The sequence below is a fragment of the Caballeronia mineralivorans PML1(12) genome, from assembly GCF_001028175.1.
Classification (GTDB): Bacteria; Pseudomonadota; Gammaproteobacteria; order Burkholderiales; family Burkholderiaceae; genus Caballeronia; species Caballeronia mineralivorans.
Genome location: NZ_AEJF01000123.1, coordinates 16,983 through 36,938, shown reverse-complemented (window position 1 = coordinate 36,938; position 19,956 = coordinate 16,983). Strand labels below are relative to the sequence as shown.

Sequence of the window (19,956 nt, the reverse complement as noted above, 5' to 3'; positions counted from 1 at the left end):
GATCTGACTGGTTAAGACCGTTCGATGATTGCAACCCGCTGGCCCGCGCGCACAGGCGAGCCCGGCGACACATACACTTCGCCGACCGTTCCTGCGCACGGCGCGCATACCGATATTTCCATTTTCATCGACTCGATGATAAGCAGCACGTCTCCTGCTGAAACGGTCTCTCCGGGTGTCACGCGCACTTGCCACAGGTTGCCGGCAATCTCGCTGTCCACCGCGATCTGTCCGTCTTCCAGGGGTGCTATATCGGTGTTGTCGGGCACAGGCGCTTCAAGACTTTCCTCCGATGCGCCCGCTTCACGCCAACGTTCGCGCTCGGCCTGAAACGCGGCTTGCTGGCGCGCTCGAAACCGCGCGATACCTTCGGCTTCGCTTGCCAGAAACGCCTGATAGCCGGAAAGAGACAACTCTGTCTCCTCTATCTTCAACACATACCGCCCCAGCGGGAAATCCGCGCGGATGCGCAGCAGTTCCTCGGCGGAGACTTCGTAGAAGCGGATCTGATCGAAGAAGCGCAGCAGGTACGGGCGCCCCGCGAAATCCGCGATCTCACGATAGCGATTCCACATCTGCAATGTGCGCCCGACGAACTGATAACCTCCGGGTCCCTCCATGCCATACACGCATAGATACGCTCCGCCGATTCCCACTGAGTTCTCTGCCGTCCACGTCCGCGCCGGATTGTATTTGGTTGTCACCAGACGGTGGCGTGGATCGAGCGGCGTGGCAACTGGCGCGCCAAGATAGACATCGCCGAGCCCCATCACGAGATAGCTCGCATCGAAGACAATCTGCTTCACGGCATCGATGGAATCGAGGTCGTTCATACGACGGATGAACTCGAGATTGCTCGGGCACCACGGCGCGTCCTTGCGCACTGTCGTCATGTATTTATCGATAGCGAGCCGGCAAGCAGGATCGTCCCATGAGAGGGGTAGATGTACGATGCGCGAGGGTGCGCGTAAATCCTCTTGCAGCAGTACGTCCTGCCACTTTTGCTCGATTGTCGCGAGCAACTGGCTGAGCGGCAGCCGTTCCGGCTGGTAGTGAATCTGCAGCGAACGAATGCCCGGCGTCAGGTCGATCACGCCCGGTAACGCGAGTGCTTCGAGCGATTGCATCAACGCGTGGCCGCGAAAACGCAGGACCAGATCGAGGTCCGGCGGGCCAATTTCGAGCAGCAAATGCGTGTCGCCCGAAAGCCGTGCGACCAGTCGTTCCGCGTCTGTGCCGGTGTCGAGAACGATGGGCGAAGTGAGCGTTTCAACCTGCGGGTATTCCGGGGCGCTCTGAAGTTCCAGCGTCTCCAGTTCATGCGATCGCGCAGCCGCAGCTTTGCGGGCGGCATCGATTTGCACCGGCACGAAGCGCACTTTGTCGCCCGCCTTCAACTGCCCGATCTGCCAGAGATCCGCCTCGATGATCGTCACCGGACAAACAAAGCCGCCAAGGCTTGGGCCGTCGGGGCCGAGAATCACGGGCATGTCGCCGGTGAAATCGATCGCCCCGACCGCGTACGGATTGTCGTGAATATTCGATGGATGCAATCCGGCTTCACCTCCGTCCTCGCGCGACCATTCCGGCTTCGGCCCGATCAGGCGTACACCGGTGCGGCTCGAGTTGAAATGGATCTCCCATTCGGTCGCAAGGAACTGCTCGATATAGCATGGACTGAAGTACTCCGGTGAGCCGTGAGGGCCGTAAATCACGCGCAGAGTGCGCACCGTATCGAGTTGAGGAACGAAGGGCAGGGAAGCGCCTGCGCTGGCATCGTCCAGGGGATTCAGATGCAGCACATCGCCCGCGCGAAGCGCGCGGCCGCCATGACCGCCGAACTGACCGAGCGTAAACGTGCTGCGACTGCCTAGATAAATCGCCACATCGAAGCCACCCCGCACACATAGGTAAGCGCGTGCGCCCGCGCCGCGAATCGTGCCGAGCGCGAGCGTCGAACCGGCGGGAACGAACAGCGTCGTATGCAGCGGTTGCTCTACATCGTCGAGCAGTACCGGCAAGCTCGCACCCGTGACGGCGACAACTGCATCCGTGTTGAAGCGCAAGGACGGACCGCTCATCGTGATTTCGAGCGCGGCGGCGTTATCGCTGTTGCATAGCAGCCGGTTGCCGAGCCGCAGCGCGCGATCGTCCATCGGGCCGGAAGGAGGAATGCCGACCGCCCAATAACCGAGCCGCCCCGGATGATCCTGTACGGTTGTCTGTGTCCCGCCGCTGACGATCTCGACCGTGTTTGCGCGATACCGTAGTCCTTCAAGGCAGCGCGTCCACGGCTCGCCGGAAGCGAACGGGGTGTCGTCGATGATTTGGCGCAGGTAGTCGCGATTCGTCTCCACACCATAAAGGTGCGTGTTTTGCAAAGCATTGGCGAGAGCCTCGCGCGCGGCATCGCGGGTGGGTGACCATGCGATGATCTTCGCAAGCATCGGATCGAAGTACGGAGGCACCTCGCAACCCGCTTCAATCCATGTATCGATGCGCAGCGCGCGGCCGGCGATGGGAGGGAACGCCACGTCGGTCAACAGACCCGGACTCGGCTTGAAATCGCGGCCTGGATCTTCTGCATAAAGCCTTGCCTGGATCGCATGACCCTCGGGCTTTAACGCCGTTGCCAGATCGCTCAGGGGCGCGAGCGTGCCTGCCGCCAGTTCAATCATCCAGCGCACAAGGTCCACTCCCCAGACCTGCTCGGTCACACCATGTTCGACCTGCAAGCGCGTGTTGACTTCAAGAAAATAGAACTGCTGCGCGGCGCTGTCGTAGACGAATTCAACGGTGCCCGCCGACCGGTACTCCACCGCTTTGGCGAGCTTGATCGCGGCTTCGCAAAGCGCCTCGGACATGCCTTCGGGCAAACAAGGTGCTGGCGTTTCCTCCAGCACCTTCTGGTTGCGCCGCTGCACCGAACAGTCGCGTACGCCGAGCGCAATTGCGTTGCCGCGGCCGTCGCCGAATACCTGGACTTCAAGATGCCGTGCACGCTCGATGTACTTCTCCAGGAACACGCCGGCGTCGCTGAAGTTGTTCTGGCCGAGACGTTTCACCACATCGAAATGCGCGCGGAGTTCATTCGAGTTCCAGCACACGCGCATGCCGATCCCGCCGCCGCCCGCTGTGCTTTTCAGCATGACCGGGTAGCCGATCTTTTCAGCGGCCTGCAATGCGGCGTTCAGGTCTTCCAGAAGGCCCGTGCCTTCGAGCATTGGCACACCCTGTTCCGCTGCGATCGCGCGGGCAGTGTGCTTCAAACCAAAGGCGCGCAGTTGCGCCGGCGTGGGTCCGATGAACGCGATGCCCGCTGCTTCGCAGGCTTCACCGAACTCCGTATTCTCCGAGAGAAAACCGTAACCGGGATGAATCGCCTGGACGTTTTCACGGCGCGCGATGTCGAGGATCTTGCTGACATTGAGATACGTGGCCGACGCCGGGCCGTCGCCCAGACCATGCGCAATCGTGGCCTCGCTCACGTGAAGACTGGCGCGGTCTGCTTCGGCATAGACAGCCACACCCGCGACGTCGAGTGCGCGAAGGGTTCGAAGGATGCGGCACGCTATGGCGCCGCGATTGGCGATAAGGACTTTCTCGAACATGAGAGATGGCGGATGCGTGGGCGGGCCGTCCCGCCACGGGGGAAAAGCATGCCGCGGTCGTCCGCGGCAAAACGCGTTTAGTGCGTCGTCAGAGCAAGCTTCTACTTGAGCTTTAGTTCTTCTCGCGTCCGAGTGCAGCAGCGGCCCGAGCGTACGAGCAACACGAAATAAAGCCAGTCGCGCCACTTCTTCAGTTCCATATCAGCAACTCCGCGGGCGTCGGGTTGTAGGCGTTGCACGGGTTGTTCAGTTGCGGGCAGTTCGAGATCAGCACGATCACGTCCATCTCCGCGCGCAGTTCCACGTATTTGCCCGGTGCCGAAATACCGTCTTCGAAGGTGAGACTGCCTTCGGCCGTGACGGGCACATTCATGAAGAAGTTGATATTCGCGCCAATGTCCTGCTTCGACAAACGTCCGTCGTGCGCACAGGCTCGCAAGTAGTTGTCGCGGCAGCTATGCATGTAGCGCTTTTCCAGCGCATAGCGCACGGTGTTGCTCTCTTGAGCGCACGCGCCACCGAGCGTGTCGTGACGGCCGCAGGTATCGGCGACAATGCTTAGCATCGGATTGCCGAGGTTCGAATAAAGCACCGTGCCGGTGGTGAGATACAGGCTCTTCTGGCGTCGCAGCGTGCGCTGCGGGTCGAAGCGCTCGCGAGGGTCGGCGAGGCTGTAGAAGAGCGTATCCACGGCCTGGTTGCCTTCGAGGTCCAGGATGCGCAGCGTCTGACCGGCCTTCACTTCGTGAAGCCAGGGTTCCCCGGCCGCAAGCGTTTCGCGGAAGACAGCGTGTTCGGGAAGTTTGTCGCTGACGGTAAGCGTTGTTGTCATGGTGTCAGGTCCGCTTAGAGAAAGAAGCGATCGGTGTTGATGAAGCCGCGCACGTTTTCTTCACATGAGGTCCGGCAGAATTCCGCGACCTGGCGATCGGCTTGACTTAACGCGAGCTTGACCGGCTTGGGTGCATAGTCGGGATTCGGGTCGAGCGGATGCTGGATCGCGGTAAGCACGACGAGCGTATTCATCGGGGTATAGAGCTCAACGTAGTCGCCGGCCTTCGAATTGCCGGGGACAAAATTCAGAGCGCCTTCGCTGGTCACATCGACGCGACTGAAGAGGTTGAGCGTCATCAGCAAGTCGGAGATGCCGAGTCCCCACTTGCCGAGTTCAACGAGCAGGTTGTCCGTGCCATTGCGATAAAACGCGTTACGTAGCTCTTGATAGCGGCCCACACCGTATTTATCGTTCACTTCGTTCGCGTTCGAAACACCGCCTATTGCGTCATGCCAGCCGCAGGTGTCCGCGACAATGGCAGCGAGCACACGGCCCATGTCGGAGTAAAGGCAATGACCGGCCGTGAGCTTTGCTGTGTGCTGGCACTTCAGCGTATCGGGAAGATTCAGTCGTTCGTTTTTTTCAGCGGCGTTGACGAGCATGAGACTCACGTTCGCCCCGCCCCGCAAGTCCGTAAGACGCAAGGACTGACCACGTTTCACGATCAACGATGCATGGCCGCCGCCTGGGACGGTTTCTTCTAGTAGCAAATCCATCTTCAATTTCCTTTAAACCGGGATCACATCGGCACGCGCAGCGCCTTCCACGGCGGCTTGCGCCGCGTGAATGGACGAGGCTGAATCGCGGCTGTGATCGAGTGGAATGTTGTAGGTGATACGGGCGCCGTATGCGCCGGGTGCTTGCGGGTCGACGCGTACCTTGTCGAATACGAGCACGCGGCTGCCCAGCGTGAAACCTTCCTTCAGATCGTGCGTGACCATGAAGATCGTCAGGTTCGATTCGCGCCAGAGGCCGAGCAGCAGTTCGTGCATGTCGCGGCGAATACCGGGGTCGAGTGCGCCGAACGGTTCGTCGAGCAGCAGCACGCGCGGTTTCATGACCAGCGCCTGTGCAATGGCGAGACGCTGCTGCATGCCGCCCGAGAGTTGCTGTGGATATTTGTCCAGCGCTGTGCCCAGGCCGACGCGTTCCAGCATTGCGACCGCTTCGTCGCGGGCCGCGCGGCGGCGCGCGCCGAACAGCCGGCCGGTGAACTTCGCCTGTGGCAGTTCCAGCCCTAGCAGGACATTGCGAACCACGCTCAGATGTTCGAACACCGAGTAACGCTGGAACACCACGCCGCGATGTTCATCCGGCTCAGCCGGCAATGGCTTGCCGTCGAGCAGAATCTCTCCGCGCGTCGCTTGTTCCTGACCGAGCAACAGGCGCAGGAACGTGGACTTGCCGCAACCCGATGCACCGACCATTGAACAGAATTCGCCTTCGGCGATGCTCAGGTTCAGCCGTTCGAGCACGACCTGATCGCCGTATTTCTTCCATACGTTGCGTACTTCGATCATCGTGCGCCTCCGCCGTACCAAGGGAAGATCCATTGCGTCAGGCGTCTTAGCGATTCGTCCATCAGCCATGCAAGCAGCGTGATCCACATGACGTAAGGAAGGATCACGTCCATCGCCAGATAGCGGCGTACCAGGAAGATGCGGTAGCCGAGGCCGTCGGTGGAAGCAATGGCTTCGGCCGCGATCAAAAAGAGCCACGCTGAGCAGAGCGACAGCCTCATTGCGACCAGAAGACGCGGCAGCAATTGCGGCAGGATCACACGCAGGATCAGCGTCCAGCTTGTAGCACCCAGGGTCTGCGCCTTCACCCACAATTCCGCCGGAATCTCGCGCGTGCGCGACTGCAGGTCGCGGATGATCATCGGCGTAATACCGATTACGATCAGCACGACCTTCGACAACTCGTCGAGCCCGAACACGATGAACAAGATAGGCAGCACCGCGAGCGGCGGGATCATGGACAGCACGGTAACGAACGGCGACAACGTTGCGCCCACCAGCGGTATCGCACCGGTTGCAATGCCGGCGACCAACGCGATCGCCGCACTGACTACGAGACCGATGCCAAGCCGCCTGAGGCTGGACACCGTGTCGTCCCATAGCAGATATTCGCCGGTGCGCTTGTCCTCCGTGAACGCGACCTGCTTGATGGCGTCGCTCATTTGCGTGGCGCTGGGCAGCAGCTTGTCGTCGGGATTGACCTTTAGCCGCAGCGACGACCCGGTGAAATAGATCGCCACCAGCACGATGAACGGCAGCAACAGCAGCATGAGGCCGCCGCTCCGGCTGGGATGTCGATTGATGAGTCGCATGGCGCGCGCCCTGTTAAAGATGCCGGCTTAGAGCTTGCCCGCTGCCGCCATCGCGACATAGGACGGATCGAAGCGCAGCTTGACATTGCTCTTGCTGCCGACCACGACACCCTTGTCGAACGCCATGCCGACCGCGTCCGCACTCGGTGCGCCCTGACCGAGCAGGCCGTGATCGAACGAGAACCTGGCAACGCGCGTCATGATGGTCGGCAGGTTCGGGCTCGTGACAAAGGCGAGTGCGGCTTGCGGCGTATAGAAGAGGGCGGTGGTGGAGAGCTGGCCCTTGAAGCCGGCGAGGTCGGTGCCTGACGACTTGGCCATTGCAGTGAGCGCTTCCGTGCTGCCGGCGCTGTTTGCGTGCATCAGCGCGACCATCTCGAACCATGCGCCGGTGAGCGCCTTGCCGAGCGCCGGGTTGTCCTGCAGCGTCTTCGTGTTGACGACCATCATGTCCATGATTTCGCCGGGAATCTTGCTGGAGTCGAAGACTTCGGTGACGTTCGGTTGAGCCTTGAGGTCGGCGAGCATCGGGTTCCAGGTCACCGCCTGTTGTACGGTGGGCGTGGCGAATGCGGCGGAGATGTCGGCGTCCGAGGTGTTCACGACCTTGAGGTCGCGCTCGCTCATGTGGGCGCTTTCAAGCGCGCGTGCAAGCAGGTAGTGCGAGACGGAGAACTGGACCAGATTGATCTGTTGGCCCTTGAGGTCGGTGAGCTTCTTGCCCTTGCCCTTGATGAGCACACCGTCGTTGCCGTTCGAATAATCGCTGACAATCAATGCGGTCGAATCAACGCCGCCGGACGCGGGAATGGTCAGCGCATCCATGTTGGTCATTGCGCAACCGTCGAACTTGCCGGCCGTGTATTGATTGATGGATTCGACGTAGTCGTTGAGCTGAACGACATCAACATTGATGCCGTATTTCTTGGCCCACTTGGAGACAATGCCTTGCGTTTTGGCTTCGCCCCAAGGCATCCAGCCTGCATAGATGGTCCAGCAGACCTTGAAGTCCGTACGGCCTGCAGCGAACGAGGGGGTGGAGGCGAGGGTGACGAGAGAGACGGCAGCAATGCCGAAAAAGCGAACAAGCTTACGCATGAGTTTGACCTCGAGGGGACGGTTAGCGGACGGCCAGGAGCAGCGCGAACATCGCGTTCTCTCCCGGGCTTTTATCCCGCCGTGTAACCTCGCCTGAGGTCGACAACTCTCGGACCAGCACCTGCTCGATTAAGCCAAGCAGGCCGGAACCCTAGTCGTCCATTTCCAGATTGTGTGCTTTGACCGGATACTGCGCCGGCTCCTTGCATTTTCTCTTAAGCGATTAGCGTGCCATGCGCGGAACGCCTGACTGTCAGGGGTTTAGCGGAAATGCGTGCTCGGGTTTGGGTTTTGGTGCACCGCGCTTAAGCCGTTGGCGCACAGTTTCCGTGCATGCATTGAACCGGCTAAGCGACGACTTTTCCTGAACGAGCATTTCAATGCACGCGATATTTTTCATGCGCGCTGCGCTACTGCGGTTTCTTCTCCGTGCGCATTGCACGCGGTGAGTCCGTCATCACTGCATCGATTCCAAGAGCGGCAGCGGTTGCATACGCGTCGGCCGAGTCAACACCGAATGCAACGATCTTCACGTTCCCATTGGTCTTGAAACATTTGACTGCTGCCGGTGTCCACCACCGCGCGTCGACTTTCGACACCCCCGTCCCCAGCGTGAAGTGTTCGACCACCTCGACCTGACGATGCAACTCGATTCCGATCCAGCTTCCCGCGGGAGGCGGGTTGTCGCAAGTACCTCCGAGCGAGAGATCGACCAGACGATTCCGCGTGGCGTCGCGCGTCTCGAACACCTGAGCCTCGGGGTGGGCTTTCATTAGCTCAATCGCATTGGCGTCCGTGGAATACAGGCGCACGCGCGACCATGCGTGCGCGCTGTCGAGAACCCGGGCGACTGCTTCGACCAACGGCGCCGCGGGGGTTTGTTTCATGTCGAGCATGATCGGCACGCTTGGCGGCACCGCATCCAGCGCCTCACGCAAGGTCGGGATGCGCAGCGGGTCAGCACGATAGGGGTAGCTGAGCTGTCCCGAAGCGTCCTTGCGGCTGAACGAATAACCCGCGTTGAATTTGCGAAGATCGTTTAGCGTGATGTTGTCGAGATGACCTTGCCCGTCTGTGAGCGAGCCAAGGTCCGCGGGACGGTAGAGCACGGGCACACCATCCTTTGTCACCTGAACAGTCATCCAGAGCGCATCCGCGCCGTTTTCCAGCGCCGTGCTGAACGCTTGCAACGTGTTCTCCGGCGTATCCCCGGTGCCACCACGATGCGCGACGATAAATGGCGCAGCGAGTGCGGGTGTGAGTGAGAACGCGGTGATGATCACTAGTGCAGCCGCAGTAATGCGAAAGCGTGTGCTGCGCGCGAACCTGAGCCGCTGCACCGGTGCTTTTATGGGCTGCATAAAACCAGGCGACATGAATTGTGTCATGCTTATTAAATAAAAATGACTCTGTCTTCCAGTTCGAAGACGGTACTGAGATGCCGCAAGAAACGGCCACAACAAAAGCGTTATGCCGTGGCAGGGTACGGGAAGCGTTTGGACGTATCAACAAGATCGCGAATACGCGTGATCGTATCGCTTCAGTGAATAAATATCACTGAATAACCTGACGAATCCATGACCGCTGTAACCGGACCTTCCAGCGCGAACCAGATTGCATTCTGAGGCGTGGTTTCAGGCACGGTCGAGAATGATGCACAAACAGATGGCGTACGGCCATGCCAAAGAGACTGTCTCGCGCTTGGCCGTGCCACAATCCCCTTTAGACGCTGGCCTCGGCCAGATCCCGCTTGGGTCAGGTCCAGGCGAGAGCCTAAAGGCGGTCGAGAGTAGGGGACACCGGATAATTGTCCGGTGCAGCCGCTTCCATCCACTCAATCCACTCTTCAAATACCGGGCAGCATCAGATGAACGTCGGTCCTTTTTCGCTACCCCTGCCTCCGTTGATTTTCTTTATCAGCGTGGTGGTTTCCTTGTTTGCCGGATGGATCTTTCGCAAGAACCGCGCGAACGTGGATGGAGCGATCTTCAGCAGTGTGTTCACCGGGCTGGTGGTGGCTCGGCTGTCGTTCGTCCTGCACTACTTGCCGGCCTATAAAGGCGGTCTTGTGAAGATGCTCGATTTCCGGGATCAGGGATTCGACATGACCGCCGGTCTGATAGCCGGAGGATGTGTGGTCGGGTGGTTTCTCTTGCGTCGCCGTACCATGCGCGTGCCGTTGTTAGCTGCCGTCGTGGCCGGAGCGGTGGTCTGGACTTCGGTAACCTCGTTTATCAATTTATCGAGGCAGCCGGCGAGTGTACCGGTTGTCTCGCTGATCAATATAGATGGCGCTCGCCAGTCCTTGACCAAAGGCGACGGCAGGCCAATCGTGGTGAACCTGTGGGCGACGTGGTGCCCTCCGTGTCAGGCGGAAATGCCCATTCTCGCAGAGGCTCAGGCGGAGACTCCGGGTCTTCATATTGTGTTCGTGAACCAGGGCGAGACGCGCGATGTAGTAAGCAGCTATCTGACTTCACATGATCTTCACATCAAGAACGCGTTGCTTGACCCAAATCTTGCCGTCGCGAGAGCCGTTTCGGCTAGAGCCTATCCCACGACGCTTTTCTATGACGCGCAAGGCCGCCTGCTATCGGCTCACTTGGGACAGTTTTCACGAGCCACGTTTGCACAGGCGATTGAACAGTTCTATCCGGACATTGAATTGAAGAATTTTCAGTGATTGCCGCGGCGTCGTGCTTCCACTACCGGCTAAGCCTGGCGCACTATGAAGCGATCTTCCGGCGTTGAACGATGACCCCATTGTTTACTGGATGGCGAACACCATGACCGAACGCACCAACACCCCTGCAGAGTTCCCTTCCACGGTGGTCACGTTGCAGAGCAACTACGACTTCGACGCGACCGTTTCCCGGCTCAAGGCGGCGTTGGCCGCGCACGGCGTGACGCTCTTCGCCGAGATAGACCAGAGCGCCGCCGCCGCGGATGCCGGAATGCCCTTGAGGCCCACCCGGCTCTTTCTGTTTGGAAACCCGAAGGCAGGTACGCCGGTGATGGAAGCCAACCCGCACGCAGCGCTTGAGTTGCCGCTAAGAGCCGTTGTCTGGGAAGACAGCGAGAAGACGGTATGGGTGGACTATCAGGACGTGACAACGACGCTTGAACGCGACTATAAGGTCGACGAGAAGCTGATTGCACCCTTGAGGAAAATGCCGGCTTTGCTAAGAGACGCTCTGGCTTAAAGGCATCAGCCGTGACACGAAGGATCATTCGAAAACTGATTCCGCCTTACCCGCTGAGAGACGGGATTTCGCGTGGCACGGTAACATTCATCGCCTGAATCGTAATGTTACTCCCGCCTTTCAAGACTTAACCCTATGACGATGTCACTAGCTCTCGACCCTGACTTCTGCGCTCTGCTGACGGACAGCCACTTTCGGGTGGTCGGTATGCCCCTGCTAGATAATGACGCCTTGCAGGCCGACGCCGCCCGATGGTTATACGAAGACGCGCCATTCTGCGTGGTCGCGCACAACACCGACGCGGATCCGCGGTTTGTCTACGCAAACCAGGCCGCACAGCGATGTTTTGAATATACGTGGGCCGAAATGACGGCGCTGCGTTCCCGATTGTCGGCAGAACATCCTAACCGCGAGGAGCGTGATGGCTTGCTTGAATCGGTACGAACCAAAGGTTACGCAAGCAGTTATCGCGGCCTTCGCATAGCGAAGTCGGGAAGACGCTTCTGGATCGAGAACGTAACGGTCTGGAACCTGATCAATCGCGAAGGCGTGTATTGTGGGCAGGCCGCGACCTATCGCCAATGGAAGGATGTTTGAGCGAGGTGTGCCCGCTCCAGATACGCGTTGTTGGATGGAAGTTTCCCAATCTCCCTAGAGGTCACACCATGCACCGTTGCGTCATCAATCTGGACGAAGTCGAATTGCATTCATTTCCGCCCGAGCACGCGCCATCCGGCGCCGCCGCGGAACGTTTCGCGCCGCGCATCGGTATGCTTGGACGACCACTCGGTGCGCTGAAGCTCGGCTATAACCTGATCGCGCTGGCGCCGGGCAAGCGTGCCTTTCCTTTTCATAGTCATCGCGTCAATGAAGAGATGTTTTTCGTGGTGGCCGGGCAAGGGGAGATTCGCCTTGGCGATGACCGTCACGCACTCCGCGCCGGCGACGTGGTCGCGTGTCCCGCGGGCGGCCCGGAAACGGCGCATCAGATCCTCAATACCGGCGACGTGGAATTGCGATATCTAGCGGTTAGCACGCAGGAGTCGCCGGAGGTTTGCATGTATCCCGATTCCGGCAAGTACGCGGTGATGGTGGACGGCGAGGGCGGTTTCAGGACGGTGGGGCGGCCTGAGGAATCGTTGAGCTATTGGGAAGACGAGTGAGGTGTTCGAGGTGCCGTGCGTGAGGGCGTCCGGGATAGCGACGCTTTTTTAAGCGGAATCCTCGGCCCACCGCTTGCTCGCTAGTCTCTCGTCACGCCCTGTGTTCTTCGCTTGTCTGGTCTTTGCGCGTTGGCGCGACCATGACATCCAATCCACGCAGCGCATCTGCCGATAGCCGCAACAAGGGAGTACTGCGGGCGGGGCACGCCCACAAGACCGTTGACCGCAGAAGGTCCAAGCACTTCTATTTCGACAAACGTATCGTAGGGAAGCATATGGCATTCGCCTTCCTCGATGTTGACCGAAACAGGGACGGTCACATTTAAAAGCCAGTCCAGAGAGGGGTCACGGTAGGTCAACCGAAGCGCGCCGTCTATCGCGACGACTTGCGTTCCGGCTCGCTGACGTCGGGCATTGAGTTGCCCGGGGTAGAAACATTGCCTGATCGCTTTCATAAGACGCGCCTTTGCTGTTTGTTTTGAATTCGCTCTACGCACCTTCGCGAAAAAGGGCTTAAGCACGACTCAAGCATATTGAGGTGGCTCCCTTTGCGACAGATTCAGCGCTGTACAATCTGTTCCGGAACAGATTGATCATTCAACATCTGTTTCTGTCCAATTTCCCTGCTTCTGTATCTGGCGCGAGCGATGGGTTACCAGCAGCATTTGCACAATGACACTCTCCCTCGAAACGCCGCCTCGCGATCTACCTATGACGGGCGAGCCGCTTTATGAGCGCCTGGCGGAGCACTATCGCCGCGTGATTGCCTCGGGAACGCTTGTGCCGGGCGATCGCATGCCTTCTGTCCGGGCGTTGATGCAAAGGCACCAGGTCAGCCTCTCGACGGCGCTGCAGGTCTTCCGGCGTCTGGAAGATGCCGGTTGGCTGCAGGCAAAACCACGTTCCGGATATTTCGTTCGTCGACGGACGACGCCGGTTTTACCCGGCGTCGATGAACCGGCAAACGTAACTGCGCCCATGGAAGCGCAGTTTGTAGGTCTGCACGAATCCATATCGAAGGTAATCGCCCACGCCCAACAGTTTCCCGAGGCGCTGAACCTGGGTGGGGCAACGGCCGCGGCATCGCTTTATCCAACTGCACGGCTGCAATCCTTGACGATGAAAATCCTCCGGTACAGGCCGACGCTTCTTACGGAAGCGGGAGGGGATTCAGGAGGCGCCGTGTTTCGGCAAGCCGTTGCGAAACGTGCTCTTTCCGCGGGCCTGACGCTCTCGCCTGACGAAGTGATCGCAACAACCGGTGGTGTGGAAGCGGTGAACCTGGCGCTGCGGGCCGTCACTCAGGCCGGCGATACGGTGGCGATCGAATCCCCGGCGTTCTTTGGCTTGTTGCAGATTATCGAGAGCCTAGGTTTGCGCGCGCTCGAGATTTCCACTAGCCCGACAACGGGGCTGTCGCTCGAAGCGCTGGAGATGGCGCTGCTTGCATACGGAAACATCAAGGCTCTGGTCGTCGTGCCGCATCTCCAGAATCCGCTTGGCAGCGTCATGCCCAACGAGCGAAAGGCCGAGCTCGTCCGGCTTTGCGCGCGGCACCGGGTTGCGGTGATCGAGGATGAACCTTATCGGGAGTTGCTTGACGACGCTGACCAGAACAAGCCTTTGAAGGCATGGGACCGCGAGGGTGGGGTCATTCATTGCGCGTCGCTGAATAAAGTCCTGGCGCCTGGATTGCGGCTAGGGTGGATGTCGCCCGGGCGATGGCATGCACGCGTCAAGATGCTTAAATTCGCGCAAAGCCGGAATAACGACAGCTTGCCTCAACTCGTTGCGGCGGAATTCATTGGCTCCGGTGCTTACGATCGACATCTCTTCCAGCTACGCGAACGATTAAGGACACAGCGGGAAGCTACCGCCGACGCTATCGCGCATTATTTTCCGTCTGGTACGCGGCTTAGCATGCCGGTTGGCGGCGTAGTGCTTTGGGTCGAGCTGCCGACAGGATCGGATTCCGGGCGGCTGTTCGAAGCTGCGCTGACGCAGGGAATTCGCATAGCACCTGGGACCATATTCTCGAATTCGCAGCGCTTCGCTTCGTTCATTCGTTTAAGTTGCCCGCAGCCGTTTGATCAAGCGCTAGATGGTGCATTGCAGCGTCTTGGAAGACTCGCTCGGGACATTGCCTGACGGCAACGCGCTTAATAGGAATGTTGACCGTTCCTCTATGCTCGGCATGGTAACAATCTTTCTTTAAGCTTTCATATTTCTAGCCATCAGGCGCATGGACCGGACTTGAGGCGCCTTACTAACGAGCCATACAACAAAACCCGCTTATTTCTGCTTCGCTTAACGAATACTGTTGACTTGCTATTTCTCGGTTGCCTAAAATTCAATCATCGTCACAAAAGGGCTAATGCCTTGGACACTTGTAGTCGTCGACCTCTGGATTGTTTAGCTGCCTGACCGGCAGGACCCCGCGCTCGAATTCTCTAGCCGCCGTCTTGCCAGCGGGCAGACGGTGCGCGTCGTAGTACTTTCGCAGTACTTTTCCCGTGCACCCCATATTGCGCCAATCGGCCGCAGCGTTTGCTTGCGTCTGAACGGCGCCTCGCCGTGAGCAAGCACTCGCGGTTGCTTTTGCTCGCGCCGCATTCCGCATTCAGGAACCGGCGCGGCGTGGACCAACACGCGCATATCAAGCGCGTACGACGCATGAAAAGGAGCCGTTATGACGGACAGTGACAGTTACCCCTTAAGCCCCATGACCATCACCAAGCTTTAAGGACAGCGAGTGGACCTGCTTCGACGCGCGCAAGACGCGATCGGACTCCGTGTTGCTGGCTTTCCGTGAAGCGAATAAGCCAATCGCCTGGAGAAATACCATGTACTTCGGTCTGCTCGTCTCGTCACCTCCGCATGCTCAGGAAGCGCGCCACCACGTCGCCGCACTCCCGCCCGGCTCTACCCGCCCGCGTCGCCTAGCGGTGCTCTGGCGCGCTATTGCAAATCTAATTACCTAGCAGCGTGTTCCGCTGCATACGCATGCGTTTGCAGCCGGCGCGCTCTTAGCACTCAATTATTCCATCGCTTCCGGGGAGCATCATGTCCACTCCAACAAACGTTCTACCGCCTCGCAGCGCGGTCTTGGATGACGCCCATCTTGGCGACATCAAAGGCGCTCTCGGTACCATCGCGCATCACGACACGGCGCCCCGTACCAACTGGTGGGCACGCCTGCGCACGCTGCTGGCGATTCTCGGTCCCGGCTTGATCGTGATGGTCGGCGACAACGACGCGGGCGCCTTCGGGACCTACACGCAGGCAGGGCAGAACTACGGCACGACGTTGTTATGGACTCTGCTGTTGCTGGTCCCCGTGCTTTTCGTGAATCAGGAGATGGTGCTGCGTCTGGGCGCGGTGACCGGAGTGGGTCATGCCCGTCTGATCTTCGAGCGTTTCGGCAAGTTCTGGGGTGCGTTCAGCGTCATCGATTTATTCATTCTCAATTCGCTGACCATTGTCACGGAGTTCATCGGCATCACGTTTGTTCTGGACTTCTTCGGCATTTCGAAGATTGTCGGGGTCGGCATTGCCGCCGCGTTGACCATGGCCGCGGTCAGTACCGGCAGCTTCCGGCGCTTTGAACGTTTTGCGGTCGTGCTGTGTTTGCTGAGTCTCTTGCTGGTGCCGGTACTGGTGTCTATTCATCCGCCGGTCGCACAAATATCGCGCGATTTCCTGATTCCGAACTGGCCTGCGCACTCGAAGCTTAGCGACGTGATGCTGCTGGTCATCGGCATTGTCGGTACAACGGTGGCGCCCTGGCAATTGTTCTTCCAGCAAAGCTACATCATCGATAAGCGCATCACGCCGCGTTTCATGAAGTACGAAAAAGCGGACCTGTGGATCGGCATTGTCTTCGTGATGATTGGCGGCGTGGCGATGATGTCGTTCTGTGCAGCGCTTTACGCAGGCAAGCCCGAGTTCGGCAACTTCACTGATGCAGGCGGTGTGATCAACGGATTGAGCAAATACGCCGGGCATACCGCCGCCACGCTGTTCGCCATTGCACTGCTTGACGCGTGCATTATCGGCGCTGCGGCGGTGTCGCTGTCGACTGCGTATGCAATTGGCGATGTGTTCAAGATTCGTCACTCGCTGCATAGGGGCGTGTCCGATGCCAAAGGTTTTTATCTCGTCTACTTTGGCATCGTGGTCGCTGCGGCTGCGCTAGTGTTGATTCCGGGGAGCCCGCTGGGGCTGTTGACCGAAGCAGTGCAGACGCTTGCCGGTGTCTTGCTGCCGAGCGCGACCGTTTTCCTTCTGCTGCTCTGCAACGACAAAGCCGTGCTAGGCCCATGGGTCAACTCGAAGCGCCTGAACGTTTTTACCGGCGCCGTTGTCTGGGTGCTGGTAATGCTCTCGATCATCCTGACTGCCTCGGTGATGTACCCGAACATAAGCGGTGCAGCGATCCTCGAAACGCTCGGGGGCGGAACGGCGCTGGCATTGCTCGGCTACGCAATTACGCTGATGCTCCGCGAGCGTTGGCGCGACGGGGCAAGCGCGGAGCCTGGCCTTGCAGCTTCGGCTCACTCAAAGTACAGCCGGGAGTCATGGCGCATGCCACCGCTCGATACCTTGCCTCCGCCGAACCTCAGTTTGACCAAGCGAATCTGGATGGGCGTGCTTCGAGGTTATCTTGTCGTCGCCGTCGGTCTGGTCGTGGTCAAGGTCGTTCAGATGGTCTTCTTTGCCTGAACCGCGCCTGGGGCTCCCGGGTCGTGCGGTTTCTTCGGCATGGCTCACGTTGAGCCATGCTGCCAGCACCTGTCTGATAGAGTAGTTTGCCTGCTGTCATTTGACTGTCACGTGCAAACAATACGGTGACGCGCACTGGCAGTGCGCCGGTGCAGTCGTTAAGCGCGTGTCGAGCGCGCTTAAGCGGTCTTCGTCAGACAATGCATGCGAACAATACAATTCAAAGAATCGCTTTATGGTGTTCGACTACATTCTTCCTCTGTTAGCCGCATTGTCGTGCGGTGTCGCCATCGGTCTTGAGAGACAGATGCGGCAGCGAACGGCTGGCCTGCGCACCATCACACTGGTGACCAGCGGCGCTTGCTTGTTTGTGATCCTTGGCGCCTTGACGGGAAACGGAACGACGACCGTGACGCAGATCGCTGCGTACGTGGTGTCCGGGGTGGGCTTTCTGGGCGGCGGCGTCATCATGCGCGAGCAAGGCGCCATCCAGGGTATCAATACGGCTGCCACCTTGTGGTGCTCCGCTGCTGTCGGCGTGCTTTGCGGGTCGTCCCACTATGGGCCTGCCATTGCGGGAACCGCGGTGATCCTGTTCACCAATACCGTGTTGCGTGAGGTGGGCCGTGCAATCAATACGGCGCCGGTGGCTTCCGCGGATCTCGTGCGCAGTTATGTGCTGAAGGTCGTCTGTCGCGCGGAAGACGAAGTGGATATCCGCGCTGTCATCACCAACTCGATGGTGTCGGCGCCGCTATCGTTTCAAGGGCTTAGCAGCAAGGATCTGGACGACGATTCGCATCGGGTTGAAGTGATCGCAACGCTCGAAACGCATCCGAAATATCAATCGAAGGTCGAGGTTGTTGCGAGCCGGCTAAGCATGGACAAGGGCGTATCGAGCGTTAGCTGGGCCGCGCTCGACACGGTGCCCGTGCCTGATTGACACTGCATCACGGTTCGCAGCCGCGCGTGGCGAGGGGTATGAGGCATGCGTTTTGAAAGAATGCATCGGTAGTATCCGGGGCAGTGACGTCTTGCGTACTCGTGAGCCTGACGGGGGTGTTCGCATTATCGGGCGTCGCTCCACTTCATTAAGGGTCGCAGATGAGTACTTACGTATTGTTGGTTTGCGGGTTTGGAACTGGACTAGCGATTGCTATTTGGGGAATATTTGATGCGCTAAAGCATTCGCGGCGCGAATCGCAAGAGGAGGATGCGGACGCCCGGTCGGTGGGCGATAAGTCTAGACGCTGACGCAGGCGTATCTCTTTTTTCGCTCGCGCCGGTGGACGGGGTTTGGGTGCTGGCGATTTTAGGCTTAGCGGTGGGGGGTGGTGCCGGGTTGCTGCTGCTCAGGTTAGCGGTCGGTTTAAGTTAGCTGATTTCTTTACCACTATTAGCCACTGTGCGTGGCGGCACGTCGTTTCTTTGCAAACGCGCAAAGAAACGAAGCAAAGAAACGCGTTTCCAACAATCGGCAAGTTAGTGTCCCTAGCGTGTAGGCTAGGAGTTTTTGGCACCTGATAGCACGGTGCTCGCCAGACTCACCGATGTTTGAAGCCCGACCTCTCCGAACACAGATACCCACACGCTTCGCCACCAGTGACTGAACCTGCCACAGGTTCACCCCGCGCTATCCGCGTACACCCACCTCAAGAAAGAAGCACGCAGATCAGGTAGCCAACCCACCCGGAAATGAGGCAACCAGCACACGTCAGGCCGTCATGGTCTGTGGGTCATGGTGCTTGCCCGAGAGCGTTGGGGGCGAAGCGTGTTCGTGTCAGGATTCGCGAGAAGGAGGGGTTCAAACATCGGTGAGTCTGGCGAGCACCGTGCTATCAGGTGCCAAAAACTGAGGCCTGCACGCTAGGGAAATGCTGATCAATGAGTTTGTGCATGATGTTGCGCACGCCTTTGACCTCGGCTTTTCATGGTGAGAGAGAAACACCCAGATTCAGCGCAGTTTTTCCGCCATTTCATGCGCCTCCTGGCGCGTTTTGCGCGCTCAGGACAGATCCCTCACCTGTGGGGCCAACAACCGCTTCCTGGCGAGCACCAGATTTGCCAGGCCGAACAGGCTGAACAACTGCGCCGTATTCTTGGCCAAACCCTTGTAGCGAACCTTGCGATGACGGAACAAATTCTTGATGACGTGGAACGGGTGCTCGACCCGGGCACGAATCTGCGCCTTGGTGCGTTCGGCGGCGATCAGCAGATCCTTCAACGCGCCGTCGCGCATGGCTTTGATCTTCCCGCGCTTGAGCGCGACATGCCACTTCACCGACTTGCCTTGCATCTCGTCGCGAGAAGCCACGCCCGTGTAGCCAGCATCGCCAAACGCCCGTTCTTCGTGGCCGTGCAGCAACGCGTGCGCCTGCGAGACGTCCGATTCATTTGCTGCGGTGCCAATCAGGCTGTGCACCAGCCCCGAATCGGCATCCACGCCGACATGGGCCTTCATGCCAAAGTGCCATTCGTTGCCCTTCCTGGTCTGATGCATCTCCGGGTCACGGCTCTTCTCGGCGTTCTTGGTCGACGGCGGTGCCTCAATGATCGTGGCGTCCACGATCGTGCCTTCCTTCATCAACAGGCCGCGTTGGCAAAGCATGATGCCGATCTCATCAAACAAGGCCCTCGTCAGGTCATGTTCGACCAGCAGCCGGCGAAACTTCAACAGCGTGGTCGCATCCGGTACGCACTCGACAGCCAGATCGATCCCGGCAAACGTGCGCATTGCGATGCTGTCGTACAGCGCGTCTTCCAGCGCCTCATCTGACAGTCCGTACCACTGCTGCAAGAAGTAAATCCGCAGCATCCGTTCCAGTCCAATCGGCGGGCGGCCACGTTCACCTTTCGGGTAGTACGGTTCGATCGCCGCAAGCAAGCGAGGCCACGGCACGACGCTTTCCATCTCCGTCAAGAACCGCTGACGGCGCGTCACCCGTTTCTTCCCTTGGCTTTCCGCTTCCGCAAAACTGATTTGTCGCTTCAT

General features: G+C 59.1%; 15 protein-coding genes and 1 riboswitch. Of the genes, 7 read left to right on the top strand and 8 right to left on the bottom strand.

Features of this window, described 5'->3' with window-relative positions; translation table 11 throughout:
* Window positions 1-11: 11 nt before the first annotated feature.
* The 7 genes from uca to EOS_RS19565 all read right to left on the bottom strand — a co-directional run bounded on the left by uca (window position 12) and on the right by EOS_RS19565 (window position 9,252).
* Entirely contained in the window at window positions 12-3,611 is a 3,600-nt protein-coding gene (uca, locus tag EOS_RS19595; RefSeq protein ID WP_047848341.1) for an urea carboxylase, read from the bottom strand.
* A gap of 190 nt (window positions 3,612-3,801) precedes the next feature.
* Entirely contained in the window at window positions 3,802-4,443 is a 642-nt protein-coding gene (locus tag EOS_RS19590) for an urea amidolyase associated protein UAAP2 (RefSeq protein ID WP_047848340.1), read from the bottom strand.
* A 14-nt stretch (window positions 4,444-4,457) separates the two neighbouring features.
* Window positions 4,458-5,162 carry an urea amidolyase associated protein UAAP1 gene (locus EOS_RS19585; protein ID WP_047848339.1) on the bottom strand — a complete coding sequence of 235 codons (705 nt, stop codon included), beginning with the start codon at window positions 5,160-5,162 and terminating at the stop codon, window positions 4,458-4,460.
* A gap of 12 nt (window positions 5,163-5,174) precedes the next feature.
* Window positions 5,175-5,966 carry an ABC transporter ATP-binding protein gene (locus tag EOS_RS19580; RefSeq protein ID WP_047848338.1) on the bottom strand — a complete coding sequence of 264 codons (792 nt, stop codon included), beginning with the start codon at window positions 5,964-5,966 and terminating at the stop codon, window positions 5,175-5,177.
* On the bottom strand, window positions 5,963-6,778 hold the full coding sequence (locus EOS_RS19575; RefSeq protein WP_047848337.1) for an ABC transporter permease: 816 nt from the start codon (window positions 6,776-6,778) through the stop codon (window positions 5,963-5,965). The genes EOS_RS19580 and EOS_RS19575 overlap by 4 nt, the downstream gene beginning before the upstream one ends.
* A 27-nt stretch (window positions 6,779-6,805) precedes the next feature.
* Complete coding sequence (locus tag EOS_RS19570; RefSeq protein ID WP_047848336.1) at window positions 6,806-7,876, bottom strand: putative urea ABC transporter substrate-binding protein; 1,071 nt, start codon at window positions 7,874-7,876, stop codon at window positions 6,806-6,808.
* 58 nt (window positions 7,877-7,934) lie between these two features.
* Window positions 7,935-8,042: riboswitch (guanidine-I (ykkC/yxkD leader) on the bottom strand.
* Between the two features lie 244 nt (window positions 8,043-8,286).
* Window positions 8,287-9,252 carry a glycerophosphodiester phosphodiesterase family protein gene (locus EOS_RS19565; RefSeq protein WP_235442887.1) on the bottom strand — a complete coding sequence of 322 codons (966 nt, stop codon included), beginning with the start codon at window positions 9,250-9,252 and terminating at the stop codon, window positions 8,287-8,289.
* 491 nt (window positions 9,253-9,743) lie between these two features.
* Here EOS_RS19565 and EOS_RS19560 point away from each other — a divergent pair, with 491 nt between their 5' ends.
* The 7 genes from EOS_RS19560 to EOS_RS19525 all read left to right on the top strand — a co-directional run bounded on the left by EOS_RS19560 (window position 9,744) and on the right by EOS_RS19525 (window position 17,907).
* Complete coding sequence (locus EOS_RS19560; RefSeq protein ID WP_047848335.1) at window positions 9,744-10,559, top strand: TlpA family protein disulfide reductase; 816 nt, start codon at window positions 9,744-9,746, stop codon at window positions 10,557-10,559.
* A 103-nt stretch (window positions 10,560-10,662) separates the two neighbouring features.
* Window positions 10,663-11,079 carry a DUF302 domain-containing protein gene (locus EOS_RS19555; RefSeq protein ID WP_047848334.1) on the top strand — a complete coding sequence of 139 codons (417 nt, stop codon included), beginning with the start codon at window positions 10,663-10,665 and terminating at the stop codon, window positions 11,077-11,079.
* Between the two features lie 135 nt (window positions 11,080-11,214).
* Window positions 11,215-11,676: an MEKHLA domain-containing protein gene (locus tag EOS_RS19550; RefSeq protein ID WP_200908672.1), complete on the top strand. Its 462-nt coding sequence runs from the start codon at window positions 11,215-11,217 to the stop codon at window positions 11,674-11,676.
* A gap of 68 nt (window positions 11,677-11,744) precedes the next feature.
* Complete coding sequence (locus EOS_RS19545; protein ID WP_047848333.1) at window positions 11,745-12,242, top strand: cupin domain-containing protein; 498 nt, start codon at window positions 11,745-11,747, stop codon at window positions 12,240-12,242.
* A 672-nt stretch (window positions 12,243-12,914) separates the two neighbouring features.
* Complete coding sequence (locus tag EOS_RS19535) at window positions 12,915-14,390, top strand: aminotransferase-like domain-containing protein (RefSeq protein ID WP_047848331.1); 1,476 nt, start codon at window positions 12,915-12,917, stop codon at window positions 14,388-14,390.
* A 915-nt stretch (window positions 14,391-15,305) separates the two neighbouring features.
* Complete coding sequence (locus EOS_RS19530; RefSeq protein WP_047848330.1) at window positions 15,306-16,964, top strand: Nramp family divalent metal transporter; 1,659 nt, start codon at window positions 15,306-15,308, stop codon at window positions 16,962-16,964.
* A 235-nt stretch (window positions 16,965-17,199) separates the two neighbouring features.
* A complete protein-coding gene (locus EOS_RS19525; RefSeq protein WP_047848329.1) occupies window positions 17,200-17,907 on the top strand; it encodes an MgtC/SapB family protein in 708 nt (235 codons plus the stop codon).
* Between the two features lie 1,062 nt (window positions 17,908-18,969).
* On the opposite strand, the gene EOS_RS19520 is transcribed toward EOS_RS19525, so the two are convergent.
* Window positions 18,970-19,956: an IS5 family transposase gene (locus EOS_RS19520; protein ID WP_047848396.1), complete on the bottom strand. Its 987-nt coding sequence runs from the start codon at window positions 19,954-19,956 to the stop codon at window positions 18,970-18,972.

Coding starts and splice junctions, on each gene's coding strand:
- uca (WP_047848341.1), bottom strand. CDS start 3,611: ATGTTCGAGAAAGTCCTTATCGCCAATCGCGGCGCCATAGCGTGCCGC.
- EOS_RS19545 (WP_047848333.1), top strand. CDS start 11,745: ATGCACCGTTGCGTCATCAATCTGGACGAAGTCGAATTGCATTCATTT.
- EOS_RS19565 (WP_235442887.1), bottom strand. CDS start 9,252: ATGTCGCCTGGTTTTATGCAGCCCATAAAAGCACCGGTGCAGCGGCTC.
- EOS_RS19550 (WP_200908672.1), top strand. CDS start 11,215: ATGACGATGTCACTAGCTCTCGACCCTGACTTCTGCGCTCTGCTGACG.
- EOS_RS19520 (WP_047848396.1), bottom strand. CDS start 19,956: ATGAAGCGACAAATCAGTTTTGCGGAAGCGGAAAGCCAAGGGAAGAAA.
- EOS_RS19590 (WP_047848340.1), bottom strand. CDS start 4,443: ATGACAACAACGCTTACCGTCAGCGACAAACTTCCCGAACACGCTGTC.
- EOS_RS19535 (WP_047848331.1), top strand. CDS start 12,915: ATGACACTCTCCCTCGAAACGCCGCCTCGCGATCTACCTATGACGGGC.
- EOS_RS19555 (WP_047848334.1), top strand. CDS start 10,663: ATGACCGAACGCACCAACACCCCTGCAGAGTTCCCTTCCACGGTGGTC.
- EOS_RS19560 (WP_047848335.1), top strand. CDS start 9,744: ATGAACGTCGGTCCTTTTTCGCTACCCCTGCCTCCGTTGATTTTCTTT.
- EOS_RS19530 (WP_047848330.1), top strand. CDS start 15,306: ATGTCCACTCCAACAAACGTTCTACCGCCTCGCAGCGCGGTCTTGGAT.
- EOS_RS19585 (WP_047848339.1), bottom strand. CDS start 5,162: ATGGATTTGCTACTAGAAGAAACCGTCCCAGGCGGCGGCCATGCATCG.
- EOS_RS19525 (WP_047848329.1), top strand. CDS start 17,200: ATGGTGTTCGACTACATTCTTCCTCTGTTAGCCGCATTGTCGTGCGGT.
- EOS_RS19570 (WP_047848336.1), bottom strand. CDS start 7,876: ATGCGTAAGCTTGTTCGCTTTTTCGGCATTGCTGCCGTCTCTCTCGTC.
- EOS_RS19580 (WP_047848338.1), bottom strand. CDS start 5,966: ATGATCGAAGTACGCAACGTATGGAAGAAATACGGCGATCAGGTCGTG.
- EOS_RS19575 (WP_047848337.1), bottom strand. CDS start 6,778: ATGCGACTCATCAATCGACATCCCAGCCGGAGCGGCGGCCTCATGCTG.